The organism is Ruminococcus flavefaciens (assembly GCF_900119075.1).
GTDB lineage: Bacteria > Bacillota > Clostridia > Oscillospirales > Ruminococcaceae > Ruminococcus > Ruminococcus flavefaciens_Q.
The window spans coordinates 228,367-243,829 of record NZ_FPIP01000001.1; the positions used below are offsets into that span (position 1 = coordinate 228,367).

At 46.0% G+C, this 15,463-nt stretch carries 16 protein-coding genes and 1 tRNA gene; 7 read left to right on the forward strand and 10 right to left on the reverse strand.

Annotation, left to right across the window (positions count from 1 at the left end; genetic code table 11):
- The first annotated feature begins 72 nt into the window (after positions 1 to 72).
- Both BT105_RS00950 and BT105_RS00955 read left to right on the forward strand, forming a co-directional pair.
- Entirely contained in the window at positions 73 to 348 is a 276-nt protein-coding gene (locus BT105_RS00950) for an HU family DNA-binding protein (RefSeq protein ID WP_028514795.1), read from the forward strand.
- A gap of 18 nt (positions 349 to 366) precedes the next feature.
- Positions 367 to 798: a DUF6465 family protein gene (locus tag BT105_RS00955; protein ID WP_072298987.1), complete on the forward strand. Its 432-nt coding sequence runs from the start codon at positions 367 to 369 to the stop codon at positions 796 to 798.
- Between the two features lie 284 nt (positions 799 to 1,082).
- Here the strand turns inward: BT105_RS00955 and BT105_RS00960 are convergent, their stop codons facing one another.
- Positions 1,083 to 2,081, reverse strand: coding sequence for a dockerin type I repeat-containing protein (locus BT105_RS00960; RefSeq protein WP_072298988.1), 999 nt, complete (start codon positions 2,079 to 2,081; stop codon positions 1,083 to 1,085).
- A 321-nt stretch (positions 2,082 to 2,402) separates the two neighbouring features.
- Here BT105_RS00960 and BT105_RS00965 point away from each other — a divergent pair, with 321 nt between their 5' ends.
- Positions 2,403 to 5,831, forward strand: coding sequence for a pectate lyase family protein (locus BT105_RS00965; RefSeq protein WP_072298989.1), 3,429 nt, complete (start codon positions 2,403 to 2,405; stop codon positions 5,829 to 5,831).
- A 201-nt stretch (positions 5,832 to 6,032) separates the two neighbouring features.
- Complete coding sequence (locus tag BT105_RS00970) at positions 6,033 to 8,144, forward strand: glycosyl hydrolase (RefSeq protein ID WP_072298990.1); 2,112 nt, start codon at positions 6,033 to 6,035, stop codon at positions 8,142 to 8,144.
- 432 nt (positions 8,145 to 8,576) lie between these two features.
- Here the strand turns inward: BT105_RS00970 and BT105_RS00975 are convergent, their stop codons facing one another.
- The 9 genes from BT105_RS00975 to rpmB all read right to left on the reverse strand — a co-directional run bounded on the left by BT105_RS00975 (position 8,577) and on the right by rpmB (position 13,210).
- Positions 8,577 to 9,326, reverse strand: coding sequence for a radical SAM family protein (locus BT105_RS00975; RefSeq protein WP_072298991.1), 750 nt, complete (start codon positions 9,324 to 9,326; stop codon positions 8,577 to 8,579).
- A 126-nt stretch (positions 9,327 to 9,452) separates the two neighbouring features.
- Positions 9,453 to 9,935: a deoxycytidylate deaminase gene (locus BT105_RS00980; RefSeq protein ID WP_072298992.1), complete on the reverse strand. Its 483-nt coding sequence runs from the start codon at positions 9,933 to 9,935 to the stop codon at positions 9,453 to 9,455.
- Between the two features lie 172 nt (positions 9,936 to 10,107).
- Positions 10,108 to 10,281, reverse strand: coding sequence for a DNA-directed RNA polymerase (locus tag BT105_RS14755; RefSeq protein WP_143186520.1), 174 nt, complete (start codon positions 10,279 to 10,281; stop codon positions 10,108 to 10,110).
- Between the two features lie 70 nt (positions 10,282 to 10,351).
- Positions 10,352 to 10,423, reverse strand: a tRNA-Gln gene (locus tag BT105_RS00985).
- Between the two features lie 63 nt (positions 10,424 to 10,486).
- Positions 10,487 to 10,951 (reverse strand): GNAT family N-acetyltransferase, encoded by a 465-nt coding sequence (locus tag BT105_RS00990; RefSeq protein ID WP_072298993.1) that lies wholly within the window; start codon positions 10,949 to 10,951, stop codon positions 10,487 to 10,489.
- Complete coding sequence (locus BT105_RS00995) at positions 10,948 to 11,709, reverse strand: tRNA threonylcarbamoyladenosine dehydratase (protein WP_072298994.1); 762 nt, start codon at positions 11,707 to 11,709, stop codon at positions 10,948 to 10,950. The genes BT105_RS00990 and BT105_RS00995 overlap by 4 nt, the downstream gene beginning before the upstream one ends.
- A gap of 13 nt (positions 11,710 to 11,722) precedes the next feature.
- The gene (locus BT105_RS15240) at positions 11,723 to 12,688 is read right to left on the reverse strand and encodes a GNAT family N-acetyltransferase (RefSeq protein WP_242940059.1); all 966 of its coding nucleotides are present in this window, start codon (positions 12,686 to 12,688) and stop codon (positions 11,723 to 11,725) included.
- A 4-nt stretch (positions 12,689 to 12,692) separates the two neighbouring features.
- Positions 12,693 to 12,938: a DUF3781 domain-containing protein gene (locus BT105_RS01010; protein WP_072298995.1), complete on the reverse strand. Its 246-nt coding sequence runs from the start codon at positions 12,936 to 12,938 to the stop codon at positions 12,693 to 12,695.
- 86 nt (positions 12,939 to 13,024) lie between these two features.
- Positions 13,025 to 13,210: a 50S ribosomal protein L28 gene (rpmB, locus tag BT105_RS01015; RefSeq protein ID WP_024859949.1), complete on the reverse strand. Its 186-nt coding sequence runs from the start codon at positions 13,208 to 13,210 to the stop codon at positions 13,025 to 13,027.
- A 216-nt stretch (positions 13,211 to 13,426) separates the two neighbouring features.
- On the opposite strand from rpmB, the gene BT105_RS01020 reads away from it, so the two are divergent.
- From BT105_RS01020 to scpB, 3 genes are read left to right on the forward strand one after another with little or no spacing between them, the layout of a single operon-like run.
- Positions 13,427 to 14,131: a site-2 protease family protein gene (locus tag BT105_RS01020; RefSeq protein ID WP_072298996.1), complete on the forward strand. Its 705-nt coding sequence runs from the start codon at positions 13,427 to 13,429 to the stop codon at positions 14,129 to 14,131.
- 21 nt (positions 14,132 to 14,152) lie between these two features.
- The gene (locus BT105_RS01025) at positions 14,153 to 14,908 is read left to right on the forward strand and encodes a segregation and condensation protein A (RefSeq protein ID WP_072298997.1); all 756 of its coding nucleotides are present in this window, start codon (positions 14,153 to 14,155) and stop codon (positions 14,906 to 14,908) included.
- Positions 14,878 to 15,456 carry an SMC-Scp complex subunit ScpB gene (gene scpB / locus BT105_RS01030; RefSeq protein WP_072298998.1) on the forward strand — a complete coding sequence of 193 codons (579 nt, stop codon included), beginning with the start codon at positions 14,878 to 14,880 and terminating at the stop codon, positions 15,454 to 15,456. The genes BT105_RS01025 and scpB overlap by 31 nt, the downstream gene beginning before the upstream one ends.
- Positions 15,457 to 15,463: the final 7 nt, after the last annotated feature.

Here is a 15,463-nt window from a genome sequence, read left to right on the forward strand (position 1 = left end):
GAAATTTCTTGACAAATTGTTATAAAGGGTATATAATTCAATTGTAAAATCTATTTTATGGAGGATAAAACTATGACAAAGACCGAATTAATCAGTGCAGTTGCTGAAAAGGCTGACTTCACAAAGAAGAACGCAGAGACTGCTGTAAACGCTATCATTGCAACAATCACAGACGCTCTCGCAAGCGGTGAGAAGGTTTCAATCGTTGGCTTTGGTACTTTTGAAGTTCGTGACCGTAAGGAGAAGCAGGTTATCAACCCTCAGACAAAGAAGATGATGACTGCTCCTGCTTCAAAGGCTCCTGCTTTCAAGGCTGGTCAGGCTCTCAAGAACGCTGTAAACAAGTAATTCGAGGAGGATACTATCATGCCAGATAAGAAGACTGCAGAAACAAAGGTAGAGGTAACAGCTGCTGCTCCTGCTGAGGAGAAGAAGACTGCTGCAAAGAAGCCTGCTGAGAAGAAGGCAACTGCCGCTAAGAAGCCTGCTGAGAAGAAGGCTACAGCTGCTAAGAAGCCTGCTGAGAAGAAGGCAACTGCTGCTAAGAAGCCTGCTGAGAAGAAGGCTACAGCTGCTAAGAAGCCCGCTGCTAAGAAAACAGCTGCAGCTGCTGTAGACAGCAAGGTAGTTATTCAGGCTATGGGTTCAGAGGTAAACACAGCTGAGCTTATTGCTAAGGCTACTAAGGCTTCAGGCGCAAAGACTGTCAAGAAGGTTGACGTTTATGTAAGACCTGAGGTAAACAAGGTTTACTATGTTGTCAATGGCGATATCCTTGGCGATTTTGATCTTTTCTAAGAATTATGAAAGCTCCGCTTTATGCGGAGCTTTTTGTGTTTTATAAGAAAAGCTACACATTAGCGAGGGTGTGATAAAAATATTTATCTCGCCCTCTAAAATAATAGAGAAGAAAGAATAATAGTGGTTTCGCCTTCGGTGATATTATTTTTAATATGTCCGCAAAGCGGACACATTGATTCTTATTTCTTATTTATTCTCTATTCTTTATTATTTTAGAAAAAGCCGCAAAGAAGCTGAAACTTCTTTACGGCTTTTTCGCTTTTCTGCTATATCATGACAGATCATTCTATTCCGATAAGCTTTTTCTGTAACACCTCAGCGTCCTGAACGGTTATTCCGCCGCCGTTGACGTCACCGTTGAACAGACCGTCTATGGTCATTTTTATTTTTTCTGTACCGTCTAAGCCATATTTATTGGGGTTGGCAAGATACTGCATTATAAAAACCACGTCCGACATATCCACTTTACCGTCGCAGTTTGCATCACCATTTCCGACAGCAGGTCTTACTATTTTTAGGTCGGCGCCTATTATGTAATTCCTGTCGGTATCAATGTAGAATGCTCCAGAAACGATATCGCCCTTTTGGATATTGCAGTCTATGTAATAGTTTTTGTAATTGTATGTGTCCATGTCGAGATTGAAATCGCCTATATCCTTGATGCTGATATTATTGCCGAAGCTGTAGTCGGTTATTTCCTTTTCGTCTATCAATACTATCTTGTTGCTGCTGTCGTTATCCTCAATATATATGGGGAAGTCTATAACGTAGCAATCCTCGGCCTCGTGGATAACGTCGGGATTGTCGGGCTCGGAAAATCTCAGTATCCCTTTCGGGGAGTAGATGTGTACGTCGATTTTGTTGCTCTTACTTTCACCCCATTTGCTGACGGTTTCACCTGTTTCGGGATCGATAATATGAACAAGGTCGGTGCAGACGTCATTGAAGTTCACTTCATTGTCGTATATTTTGCCGATTTTGTATTCGTGACGGACTATCTGACTGAAGCCTGAGTAATAATCCATGCGGGTATGTATGTCCTCGTTAACAATTATGCTGAGTCCGCTGATGTCAAAGTCGTCTAGGTAAGTGTCTTTATTGTAAATGCGCTTATCGGGAAGAGTGTTTATGTCTTCAAAACGCTCTGTTCTGGTGACTATCGGATATTCGGTATTGTCGGCTGCCTGAACTGTCGGCAGAGCAAGCCGTTGTGAGAAGCCTGCAAAAGATAATGTAACAGCTGCTGAAAGAAGCATTGATAATAATTTTTTGGTGTTCATAATAAAACCTCCTTGTTGATATGAAATTTGTTTCCATTTATTAGACGTTTGAAGCTGTAAAAACTCTCGCTTTTTATCGATACTTTGTATGAATGACTAAATCAGCACATGAGATATGCTCTGTAATGCACATTTATGTTTTTATATAAGCGTAATTGACTGATTGTGTATGATGTTTTGAATATAATAGCACAAAGCGTCAGCTTATAAGTACTATATGTCATTGAAATGTTTTCGGGACGGATATATAATATAGTCAGTAAGAGAAAAGCGCATATTCAGGTGCGCTTTCAGAGGATATTAAAATTTGGAGGGATCGTCATGAGAAATAATGTGATGAAGTTAAAAGCAGCTTCTGTTGCAGCTGCTGCAATGATGACTGTTTCTGCTGCTGTGGGAACAACGGCCTCAATGTTCGGCACTGGTTTGAGCTCGTCCGTCATCACTTCTTATGCAGCTGAAAGCAGCGTAAAGGTGCTCAGCAGCGCAGGCTTCGGCGAGGGTATGTACGCCACATGGTCTTCTGTTTCGGGAGCTTCGGGCTACAACGTTTATGTGGACGGCACAAAGATAGATACAATGCTTATAAGACAGTACAGCGGCTATATGAGAGCAGACGCCGTAGGTCTCAAGGCTGGCAGCCACACAATGAAGATAGTTCCCGTTATCGGCGGCAAGGAGGACGGCTCCAAGGCTGCCGAGGCAAAGGCAAATGCCTATGCCCATGACAGAAGCGGATTCGGTTTCGTGAACGGAAATTCAAACGGAGCTTACAATTCCGACGGTACCCTCAAAAGCAATGCAATAGTCGTATACGTTACCAACGGAAACAAGGACAGCGTTACGGCAAGTATCGACGCCACAGGTAAAGGTGCAGAGACTCTTACAGGCGTTCAGAATATCATCACAGGCTACAAGAAAGGGAAAGAATCAAGACCTCTCAATATCAGATTTATAGGAAACATTACAGATCCCTCCGTACTTACAAAGGGAGACCTCATGGTCGATTCGGTAAAGGCTGGTCTCACTGTCGAGGGTATCGGAAACGACGCAACTCTCAACGGCTTCGGTCTTGTACTGAAGAACTGTTCAAATGTTGAGGTAAGAAACCTTGGCTTTATGAACTGCAACAGCAATGAGGGCGACGACTGCGGACTCCAGCAGAACAATAATCATATCTGGGTGCATAACTGCGACTTCTTCTACGGCGACGCAGGCTCCGACGCCGATCAGGCAAAGGGCGACGGTTCACTTGATACCAAGACCTCTACTTATATTACTCACTCTTACAATCATTTCTGGGACAACGGCAAGTGCAACTTGCAGGGTATGAAGTCTGAGTCTACAGAGAACTATATAACATACCACCACAATTGGTATGACCACTCAGACTCACGCCACCCCAGAATAAGGACCTGCTCGGTTCACTGCTACAATAACTATTTCGACGGCAATGCAAAGTACGGCGTTGGCGTAACAATGGGCGCTTCATGTTTCGTTGAGAACAACTACTTCCGCAACTGCAAATATCCTATGCTCATCTCAATGCAGGGCTCAGACGATATCACAGGCGGCACATTCTCGGGTGAAGCAGGCGGCGTTATCAAGTCCTTCGGCAACTTCATGACAGGTCAGAAGGCATACACAACATATCAGCAGAACAAGACAGATTTCGACGCTTACGAGGCTTCTTTAAGAACAGAGAAGCTGGGCGGCGACGTTAAGGCTAAAAGCGGCGGAACTGCTTACAATAACTTCGATACATCAAGCGTGATGTACAGCTATACTCCCGACAAGGCAAGCGACGTTCCTGCTATAGTTACTGCAAAGGCAGGACGTGTTGACGGCGGCGATTTCAAGTGGCAGTTCAACAACGCTGTTGACGACGAGAGCTATGCTGTAAATCAGGGACTCAAATCCGCGCTTACCTCATACAAGGGCTCTGTAACAGCTATCGGCAGCGGCTTCAAGGAGGACAACGCTCCTGCGCCTACAGTTACAACTACAACTGTAACACAGCCGATCGTTACCGATATCACAACAACTGCTGCGACTACAACTGTACAGCAGCCTGTGGCAACAACTACTACAGCTGCTCCCGTGATAACTCCCGTTGCAGGCGGAAAGGTGATATATGCTTCACCTAACGGCGGCGGAGACGGAAAGACCGAGAATTCGCCTACAGATGTTCTCACAGCTATAAAGTCTGTACCAGCAGGCGGAACTATTTTCCTCCTCGGCGGTACATACAAGTACACCTCAACTATCATGATTGAGGAGAGCAATTCAGGTAAGGCAGGCGCTTACAAGACAATTGCAGCTGCTCCGAATGCTACAGTAAAGTTTGATTTCACAGGACAGGCTGTTGACGGCGCAAACCGCGGCTTCGTACTGGACGGCTCTTACTGGCACTTCTATGGCTTCGAGATATCACACGCAGGCGACAATGGTATGCTCCTTTCGGGCGACAATAATATCATCGAGATGATGATATTCGACCGCAATCAGGATACAGGTCTCCAGATATCAAGATATAACGGCTCCTACAATACAGTTGCACAGTGGCCTACAAACAATCTCGTCAAGAACTGCACATCGCGCAACAACTGCGATGACGCAACTATGGAGAACGCCGACGGTTTTGCTGCAAAGCTCACCTGCGGCGAGGGCAATGTATTTGACGGCTGTATCGCATACTGCAACTCCGACGACGGCTGGGATCTCTATGCCAAGGAGGCAACAGGTCCTATAGGCAAGGTAACTATCAAGAACTGTATCGCATTCCGCAACGGTTTCACCGAGGACGGCAAGGGCTACGGCGACTGCGACGGAAACGGCTTCAAACTTGGCGGCGGCGGAGTTGGTACACGTCACTATGTTGAGAACTGTCTCGCATTCGAGAACCTCAACTGCGGCTTCACAGACAATAACAACCCAAAGTTCGGCGATATGAAGAACTGTACAGCATACAACAACGGTATCGGCGGCAAGGGCAAGGCTAACTATATGGTATACCGCTGTGATACTTCAGCTACCTTCAACGGTATGATGTCCTACATCAACACAGGCAAGGTAACAAAGACCAATGCGGCTGGAATAAAGGTCTCCAACGACAAGTTCGTAGGAAACATGAGCAATTCCATTTACTACAACAGCAAATACTACTATGCGAAGTCCAATACAACTATGACTAACGGCGCTAAGCTGGGAGATATCATCACTCCTGCTGACAGTGATTTCATCAGCCTCAATGTAGGCGGTCTGGGAACTGATTTCCACAAGCAGTGGAGAAACGCAGACGGTTCTCCCAAGCCAAACGGCTTTGCCGAGACATCAGGTTCAAGTCAGTACAAGAGCATTGGCTACCACATGAGCGGCGGAGTTTCACAGACTTCTGCTCCGAATCCCTATGATGTAGACCTTACTCCTGTTGAGACTACAACTTCTGAGGCAACTACAACGACGACAACAACCACAACTACTACCACTACAGTTATAACAACAACATCGACAACCACAGCTCCTGCACCTGTAGGCAAGGCAGGCGACGCAAACGGCGACGGTCAGGTAGATATGTCCGACGTTGTACTCATCATGCAGTCTCTTGCAAATCCGAACAAGTACACTATCGCTCCCGAAAACCGCGATAATGCGGACGTTGAGCGCAGGGGCAACGGCATAACCAACGCCGACGCACTTTCTATCCAGAGATATCTTCTCGGACTTGTGCCAGCTCTCCCCGAATCCTGATAGATTTGGGTTCTCTCTAATATAATGACGTGAAAAAAGGAACTATGCCCCCCATAAGTTCCTTTTTTCATTATTTAAGCAGATTACTTAAATAATCACAGATTATTTACATATTAAATAGGCTTTTTCTATTGACATAGGGCTTAAAAGATTGTATAATAAAGTCGGTAAATTATAGGCATTCCCATAAAGGAGGAAAACATGAAAAATAGGCTTAAAAAATCACTGGCACTGGCGGCTGCGGGCGTTATGGCGGCAGTACAGTGCAGCTCCCTCTCGTTTTTCAGTTCTTTTGCAGCAGGTGAGGCAGCTGCTGCAACAAAGTTCCCTTACACTATCGAGGGCGAGGACATGGAGGGCGCAGAGCTCTGGACAAGTATCTATCAGACAGAAATACCGGGATACTCAGGAAAGGGCTTCTATTATCTCACTGCTAAACCCGGCTCATTTGAGGTGAATGTTCCCGAGGACGGTATGTATTCTATCGTTGTTCACGGCGCACAGATACTCAATAAGGAGGGCAGACAGCAGGCGATCAAGATAAACGGTGTAAAGTACACCACACAGGCTGCTTATTCCGATAAGTGGATAGACTATGACTTTGGAATGGTGCGTATGAACAAGGGCGTGAATACTATCGAATTCATCAACGAGTACGGCTATATGGCTATTGATACCGTAACCGTAGACCACGCTTCATTCCCCGACCTTTCAAAGGCAAGCGATACGCCTGTTGATGCTAAGGCTACTCCCGAGACAAAGGCTCTCATGAAGTACCTCAAGAGCGTTTACGGCAAGCATATCCTCTCAGGTCAGCAGGAGATATACGGCGGCGGTCATGCTGTTGAGACCACTATCCGCTATGACGCAAACGCAAATAAGTGCGTTGACCAGAATGGCGTTGAGTACGTTATCGACGAGGAGAGCTGGGACAAGACGGAGCAGGGCGAGAAGTTCCCGTGGCACTGCACAGGTCCCGACGGACAGGTCTATACATACAGCACTCAGAACCGCAACTACACATACAACGACTATGATTTCGAGGTGAGATACCTCAAGGAGCTCACAGGCGAGGAGCCTGCTATCCGCGGCTTTGACTTCGGAAGCTACTGTCCGTGCTATGCATGGGACGACGGCGTTGCACAGCGTATGATAGACTGGGCGACCAAGAAAAACGGTATCTGTACAGCTTCATGGCACGTAAACGTACCTACTCAGAAGGCTGACTATACTCTTGGTGAGCCTCTTGACTTTGCAAAGACAACATACACTCAGAATACAGACTTCGTAACTGCAAACTGCATGAAGAAGGGCACTATGGAGTACGATTACTTCCAGCTCTGTATGAAGAATCTTGCAGCCGAGCTCAAAAAGCTTCAGGACGCAGGTGTTCCTGTTATCTTCCGTCCTTTCCATGAGGCAGAGGGCAACCCCAGCCATACCGACGATCCTATAGACGGTTCGGGAGCATGGTTCTGGTGGTCGAAGGAGGGCGCTGTAGTTTACAATCAGCTCTGGGCTTTCCTACAGGACACTCTCACCAACGAGTACGGTCTCCATAACCTTATCTGGGAGCAGAACCTCTATGCGTGGTCTGATAACTCCGCTAAGTGGTACTCTGGCGACGATAAAGTAGATATCGTTGGATTTGACAAGTACAACTGCCAGTACAACCGTCACGACGGAAAGCAGCAGGGCGTTCCTAATGAGGACGCCGAGGCAGGTATCTTCTATACCCTCAACAAGTTCGTCAAAGGTAATAAAATGGTATCTATGCCTGAGAATGACTCTATCCCGGGACTTAACAATATGCAGGTGGAACACGCTTACTGGCTGTATTTCTGCCCATGGTATGATTCGGAGCAGGCTCACTTCCTCTGCGGTAAGGATTATCAGGACGCAGACGCAGTAAAGGCGCTCTACAACAGCGATTTCTGTATCTCGCTTTCCGAGCTCCCAAAGGATCTTTACAAGGGCAGTTCCGAGCCTTCCACATCATCGACTACAACTACATCAAAGCCTGTAGTTACAACAACTACGACTACAACAGCTCCCGTGCCTACAGATGTGAAGTACGGCGACGCTAACTGTGACGGCAATATTGATATGTCAGACGCTGTTCTCATTATGCAGAGCCTTGCAAATCCTAATAAATATGGCTTGAACGGTTCTGACGAAACACATATCACTGCAAAGGGACAGCTCAACGGAGACGTTGATGTGACTGTAAAGGGCATTACCTCCAATGACGCTCTGAGAATACAGGAGTTCCTTCTCGGTAAGGTCAAGGATCTTGCTCCAAGTGCAAAATAAACCTCCCTTATAGCAAAAGCGGCTAAGATAACCATAGTACTTATATAGAAGTTTTACGTTTATTATTGAGAGAACCCCTTTTGAAAAAGGGGCTTCTCTCAAACTCTCTCCCTAAAACTTTCGTTTTGTTTTTTTCTCAGATAGGGCGCTCCTGCATTTTGCAGGACTTTTTTTATTTATTAAGCGCCCTATCTGAGAAAAAACCAGATAAAAGTCTTTGGAAAGGGGTTCGGGGGAGAACCTTTCCTCAGAAAGGTTTCCCCCGATAAATAAATATAAGTTTCTATATGAGTATCACGGTTAACTTAGCCGCTTTTAGTATAGAGTTTATAGTTGAGAGTTTATGTATTTGCTCTGCTCATATTATTTAAAATATATCGCTGCAGGCGATACAATAACTCTCAACTCTTAATTCTCAACTATCAGTTTTTATTATGGTTTGTAGTTTTTTATTATATCCATGATATCCGTATCGTAGACATTTCCGCCGAGAACGCTGCCGTCTGGCTCAAAGCACAGAGCACGGATATTCCTCGGATCGTCCTCATAGGGATTTGCGATAGTATTATCCTCGTCGAAGTACTCCGCAAGAAGCACCTTTGCGTTGCCCTGTGGGAATATTATGTTTCCCTGAGAAACACCGAAGCCCTTGTCCGTGAATATCTTCAGCAGGCTGTGCGTTTCGTTATTGTATGGATTGTCGTCCTCGGGACTTCTCAGCCACGCAGGACTGAGAAAAATGGGAACTCCCGCATTTCTCACAGATTCTGCAAATATCATCACAGGCTCAAGTGGGATAGTCTCCTGATGAAAAGCGTCAACGGACAGCAGAACACAGTTCACGCCGCTTTCTGCAAGCATTTCAGCGACTTCACGTATCCTGCTTTCTTTTTTGCTGAAATAGCCGTTGGTTATGATGTCGCGCTGCGGTATTCCCGAAGCTCTTGCGGCGCTGTGTATAGCGCAGACGGTCTCAGGGTAGAGTAGAGGCTCTCCGCCGAAGGTCATCAGTGATTTTATGTCGTAGTGTCGGCAGACTTCGGCAACGGCTTTTGCAGCCGCTGAGCCGTCGATGTGCTCGCCGCCGAAATCGTGGCTGCCCTCGCTGCAATGTCTGCACCTGCCTGTGCAGCCCATTGTAACTACAAATTCTATTCTTTCAATTTTTACATATTCGTTCATAATAACTGCTCCTTTAATATTATTTTTCAAATATGGGCGCAGTATGGGAACTATTCTTACTCGGTGGGACGTTCCCTTTATTACTGCACCGAGCAGTTAATTCGTTTTATCACCATGATGTTAACCTCAGACTGAAAGAGTTATATTCTTGCCGCTGGGCTTGTATTCCTCGGTCTTGACTCCGCACTTGTCGAAAAGTATGCACGAAGCCTTGACACCGTCGGTATCTGCGTACTTATTGCTGTAGTAGACCACGCGCCTGATACCCGACTGTATGATAGCCTTGGCGCACTCGTTGCAGGGGAAAAGTGTAACATAGAGAGTGCAGCCGCTGAGGCTTCCGAAGCTGCTGTTGAGTATAGCGTTGAGCTCCGCGTGGCATACAAAGGGGTACTTGGTATCGAGAGGGGACTTGGCACTGCGCTCCCACGGCATATCGTCGTCATCGCAGCCTGTGGGCATACCGTTGTATCCTACGGAAACTATCTTGTGCTGGTCGTTGACGATACAAGCGCCGACCTGTGTTGAGTTATCCTTGCTGCGCTGAGCGGAGAGCATTGCAATGCCCATGAAATACTCGTCCCAGCTTATATAATCGGTTCTTTTCATTGTTTTCACCTCGGATAATTACGTAATTGATAACTTATAATATCATATATATAGGAAAATGTCAAATAGCAGTTAGAAAGTGGAGAGTAGTGGGCAGGGGCTGCCATTGGCAGCCTGCAAAAAATTATATTTGAATTTAGGGTATAAGAAAACCGCTCTCAGTGAGGGCGGTTTAATCAATATTGATCGCAGGTGCTTGATGTACTTCATAATTGCATTTTGGACAATAAAATGAATGTGCTTTATCAGCTTTGGCTTTAAATGGAATGATATAATCCTTTTTGCAATTAGGACACAAACATTTTTCTGTTCGATACTTTTCAAACATGGTCTTTTCGTTTGCCATAAATCATTCCTCTCACTTTTAACTGCTCACTATTAAATCAGCCCGACAGCATATGTCGGGCGTTTCAGGATTGGGGCAGCGGGATTTGAACCCACGAATGCAGGAGTCAAAGTCCTGTGCCTTACCGCTTGGCTATACCCCAAAAACTCACTAAAATATTATAACAAAAAAACGGGCATAAATCAAGTCTTTGGGATATTTATTTTTATTTTAACATGGGCTTCTCCATATTGTCAAAGCACAGATAATCACCGTTTTCGGTCTTGATAGCGCAGTATTCCTTAAAAACATAACCTTTTTTGAGATAAATAGCCTTTGCAGGCAGAGATACGGACAGCTCCGCCCTGTCATAATTCTCGGCGATACGCTCCTCGGCAAAGCGCAGAAGAGCTCCGCCGAAGCCCCGTCCCTGATACTCGGTGAGCACAAAAAGTCGGTTTATCTCGTTTTTCTCGGTGGTGACAGTGCCTGCCGCTTCATTTTTATCGGTATATAGCAGAAAAACATCGCCGTTTCGGATATCGCGCATTATATTTTCGTCGCTGTGGTGGGCGAGAAAGAAGTCCACCACTCCTTTTGGATAGTAGTGGGGATAGACAGCCTTTATAGTCTGCTGAGTTATGGATCTTACGGTATCGAAGTCTGCTTCTGATGCTGCGGTTATTTTCATGTATCATTCTCCTTTGCGGCTTTTTTCACTATATCCTTGATGACCTCGCCTGCGATGATAAGTCCCACAACCGAAGGCACAAAGGCTACAGAAGCAGGCGTGGAGCGCCTTGCAGAGCCGTTTCGCATATCGGTCTTGCCCGAGCCGTCGTCAACAGCCTGTCCCTGTGGAGTAATGGGCTCTTCCTTTGAATAGACTACTTTGAGCTTTTTAACGCCGCGGCGTTTCAGCTGATAGCGCATGACCTTTGCGAGGGGGCATACGGAGGTCTTGTAAATATCCGCGACCTCAAACCGCGTAGGATCAAGCTTGTTTCCTGCGCCCATTGAGCTTATAACGGGAACTCCTGCTTGTTTAGCCTGCATGATTATCTCGATTTTGCCTGTGACCGTGTCGATAGCGTCAATGACATAGTCGTACTGGGAAAAGTCCAGTTTATCAGCAGTTTCGGGCATATAGAACATCTTGTGGCAGGTCACCTTGCAGTCGGGATTTATCTCGCGGATACGCTCCGCCGCTGCGTCCACCTTGTACATACCAACGGTGCTGTCAAGGGCTATTATCTGGCGGTTTATATTGGTAACGCAGACCTTGTCGTCGTCAATGAGGTCAAGTGCTCCCACTCCCGAACGTGCGAGAGCCTCAACGGCATAGCCGCCTACGCCGCCTACGCCGAAAACTGCCACACGGGAGTTTGCGAGGATTTTCATGGCTTCTTCGCCGAAAAGAAGCTCGGTTCTTGAAAAACGGTCGGACATAGTTTACTCCTTCTTATAGTGACTTTTCCATGTATCCGCAGGTAAACGTGAAGAAATCGAATTTTTTCGTGTATGTATGTACAGCTCCATGTTTTTCGTACCATTTGCGGAGCTTCTCATTTTCTTCAACTATGCTGAATACAAGCTTATCGCAGCCTTTATCCTTTGCTTTTGCACAGGCGTCGGCGAACAGAGCTCCGCCAATGTTTTTATGCCTGTATTCCGGAAGAACGCAGAGATTATTCAGCTCGCATTCATTGTTTTCGAGAAGAAGCAGGGAATAATATCCGATAATTCTTCCGTTTTCGGAAAAATAGCCGTACATCGGACGGTGCTCGCTGTCAAACTGCGAGTACAGCTTATCATCAGTAGTTGCAAAGGCAACAAATCTGGGAGCGTTTTCCACAGTGAAGCCGAACTCGTCTGCAACAGTCATAAAGCTCGTTCTTATGACTTCCGTACATTCGGGAATATTATCTCTTTCTATAGCTTTTATTGCAAGTATCGCAGGAGTTCTGAACTTTTCAAGGCGGTAGAGCCTTTCCTCGTCGAGCTCCGCTTTGCCGTTCTTGTAATCGTAGCCGAACTTTCTGTAGAACTGGCAGCCTGTAATGGAAGCAGGTATTTCGATGCGCTTTGCACGGAGGAAGAACTCGTCTTTTTCGAGAGTTTCCATAATGAACCTGCCCACGCCTTTTCCCTGATACTCGGGGAGTACAAATATAGTGAACAGACCGCTTTCGTCTTCCTTGCCCCAGAAAGGACCTATAGAACCGCAGCCTATTATCTGTCCGCTGTCCTCGACTACATAAAAGTGCGTCCAGCCGGCGCGCTCGAGGATATTCTGCGGCTGCATTGACTTCACTATCTCCTCCATGAGTTCGGCAGGGTAGTCCTTTGCGTTGGAAATGCGGAGAGTTTTTATAACAAGAGCAGAGACAGCTTCTGCGTCAGTTGTTTCAAAGCGTCTGATGTTCATATTATCATTCCTTTCGTTTATGTGCAGTGATAATTGTATAGCTGTAGGCATTAACAGTGATGATACAGCCGTTTACGGTTATATACCAGTTCTTGCCGCGTCGCCCGATAACGGCTTCTGGGGAGAGTATCCTGTATCTGCACCATTTGACCGTATCGGAACATTCAAGGGAGAGATTCCGTTTTATGCGTACTTCTCCCAGTTCGGTGGTGTGAAGCTTGTCAATGTTATTTATCAGTTCGCTGTTCATAGAAGCTCCTTGAAGCGGAATTTTATGTGAAATATTTAAAAAAAGAGCGCTCCGCAAAGGAACGCTCTTAATTTACCGTTACATGATCAAGCTCTCTCAATCTTGCCTGAACGCAGACATCTTGAGCAAGCATAGATATGACAAGGAGTACCCTTGACGATAGCCTTTACGCGCTTTACGTTAGGCTTCCATGTTCTGTTGGAACGTCTGTGTGAGTGGGAAACCTTGATACCAAAGGTTACGCCCTTTCCGCAGATATCACATTTTGCCATTAGGTTGCACCTCCTTAACTAACCTGTAAAAATACAACATGATTATTCTAACACATAATCAGAAAAAAAGCAAGTGTTTTTTCAAAAAAAATGAAAAAAATTTTTTTGCGGCACTTAATTTGCTTTTTTTACTTGAAATATATACCGTTATGTAGTATAATATATATTGTATAACTATATCGGGGCAGTTTTGCCCTGTGTTTTGAAAGGATAAATATGTTTGAAACAGATATAAGCGAATTTTTGCTTACTGCTGCTGTAAGAACGGCGGTATTTCTGCTTATTGTCCCTTTGCATGAATCAGCCCACGGACTTGTTGCGCACTGGTTCGGCGATGATACGGCAAAGGAAGCAGGAAGAATAACACTTAATCCCTTTGCTCATCTGGATATCGCAGGCTTTGTGCTTATGCTCATTCTGGGAGTAGGCTGGGCTAAGCCCGTTCCTGTGAATCCTTCAAAGTTCAAGAAAAGACGTCTGGGTATGGCAATGGTCTCACTTGCAGGACCGCTGTCGAATCTTATCGCTGCTTTTATCGGACTGGCGCTATGCATGGTTTTAATGTGCTCTGCGTTAGTAACAAATGTGGAAACTCTTGAGATTTCCACCAAGACGTCGGGAGCACAGATAGCGGGAACACTGCTGTATTCCTTTGCCTATATAAATATCAGCCTTGCTGTATTCAACTTGATACCGCTTCCTCCGCTGGACGGCTTCAATATAATCCGTTCCTTTATGCCTGCGAAGTTCGATATGTGGGTGTTCAGGAATTTCAGAGCGATCAACACAGCATTTATTGTATTGCTGCTTCTTTCTACGCATATCACCGAGCTTATGATGCCGTATATCTTTGTAAGGGAAAAAGTCGAGGAGCTGCTTTGGCTCTCTGTTATGTGGATACCAAAGCTTTTCGCTTTATAATCAAAACGATCAGAGGATAATATGGAAAGTATTTCATTCAAGCTGGAGGTCTTTGAGGGACCTCTCGACCTGCTGCTGAGCCTTATTGCCAAGCATAAGCTGAATATCTGCGATATCGAGATATCCAAGCTGCTTGAGCAGTATCTCATCTACATAGATCAGGCTCACGAGCAGAATCTGGAGCTTGCAGGCGAATTTCTGGAAATGGCTGCAAGGCTCATATATATCAAGACAGCGTTTCTGCTGCCCCAGCCCGAAGAAGCTGAGCAGATGAAGCGCGAGCTGGAGGGAGCTCTTATCGAGTACTCGCTGTGCAAGATAGCAGCTCAGAAGCTTGCTGAGGCTTATGTCGGCGGCAGTATATTCGTCCGCGAGCCTATGAAGATAAAGGCTGACATGACATATACTCTTGTCCATGAACCTGAGAGACTTGCCATAGCCTACAGCGCCATATCCCTTAAAAATATCAAGTCCGAGCACGCAAAGCTCCACGTTGAGAACAAGATAAACTCGGTAGTGAAGCGGCGTATAGTTTCAGTTATGACCAAGGTGGTACATATTCTGAGACAGCTCTATGAATCGGGCGAGGTGTACATGGATAAGCTCTATGAGGGAGTAACGGACCGCTCCGCAAGAGTGGCGACATTCCTTGCAGTGCTGGAGCTCACCAGACACGGACGTATAACCATCAGTGAAGATAATATGATGATATACTTCAAGGGAAATAAGAACGGAGTGAGAAAAGCTTGGAGATCAAAGAAAAGCTCGGAGCAATAGAGGCTATCCTCTTTGCAAGCGGCGAGCCAATCGAGATATATCGCCTTTCGGAGGCAAGCGGCGTTGACGCAGGTACACTGCCGTCAATGATAAGACTGCTCAATGAGCACTATGAGGACTACAGCAGCGGTATCTGCATCAAGAAATTCGACAGCAGCTATCAGATGTGTACCCGTGAGGAGTTCGGCGAGCAGGTGAGGGCGGCCCTTGAAACAAAGAGGTCTGCGCCCCTTTCAAATGCGGCAATGGAGGCTCTTACCATAATTGCCTATAATCAGCCTGTTTCAAAGGGCTTCGTTGAAAACGTCCGCGGCATAGACAGCTCGTCTGTTATCAACAACCTCGTGGAAAAGGGACTTGTTGAAGAAGCAGGACGTCTTGACGTTCCCGGAAAGCCCATAGTCTACAGGACAACATCGGTATTTCTGAGAAGCTTCGGTCTCAGTTCAGTAGCCGATCTTCCGCCGTTACCCGGTCAGGGAGACCTCGTGCTGGAAACAGAGGACGAATTCGTGGAAAGAGAGCTTTCCGAGTCAAATCAGGAATAAAATAAAC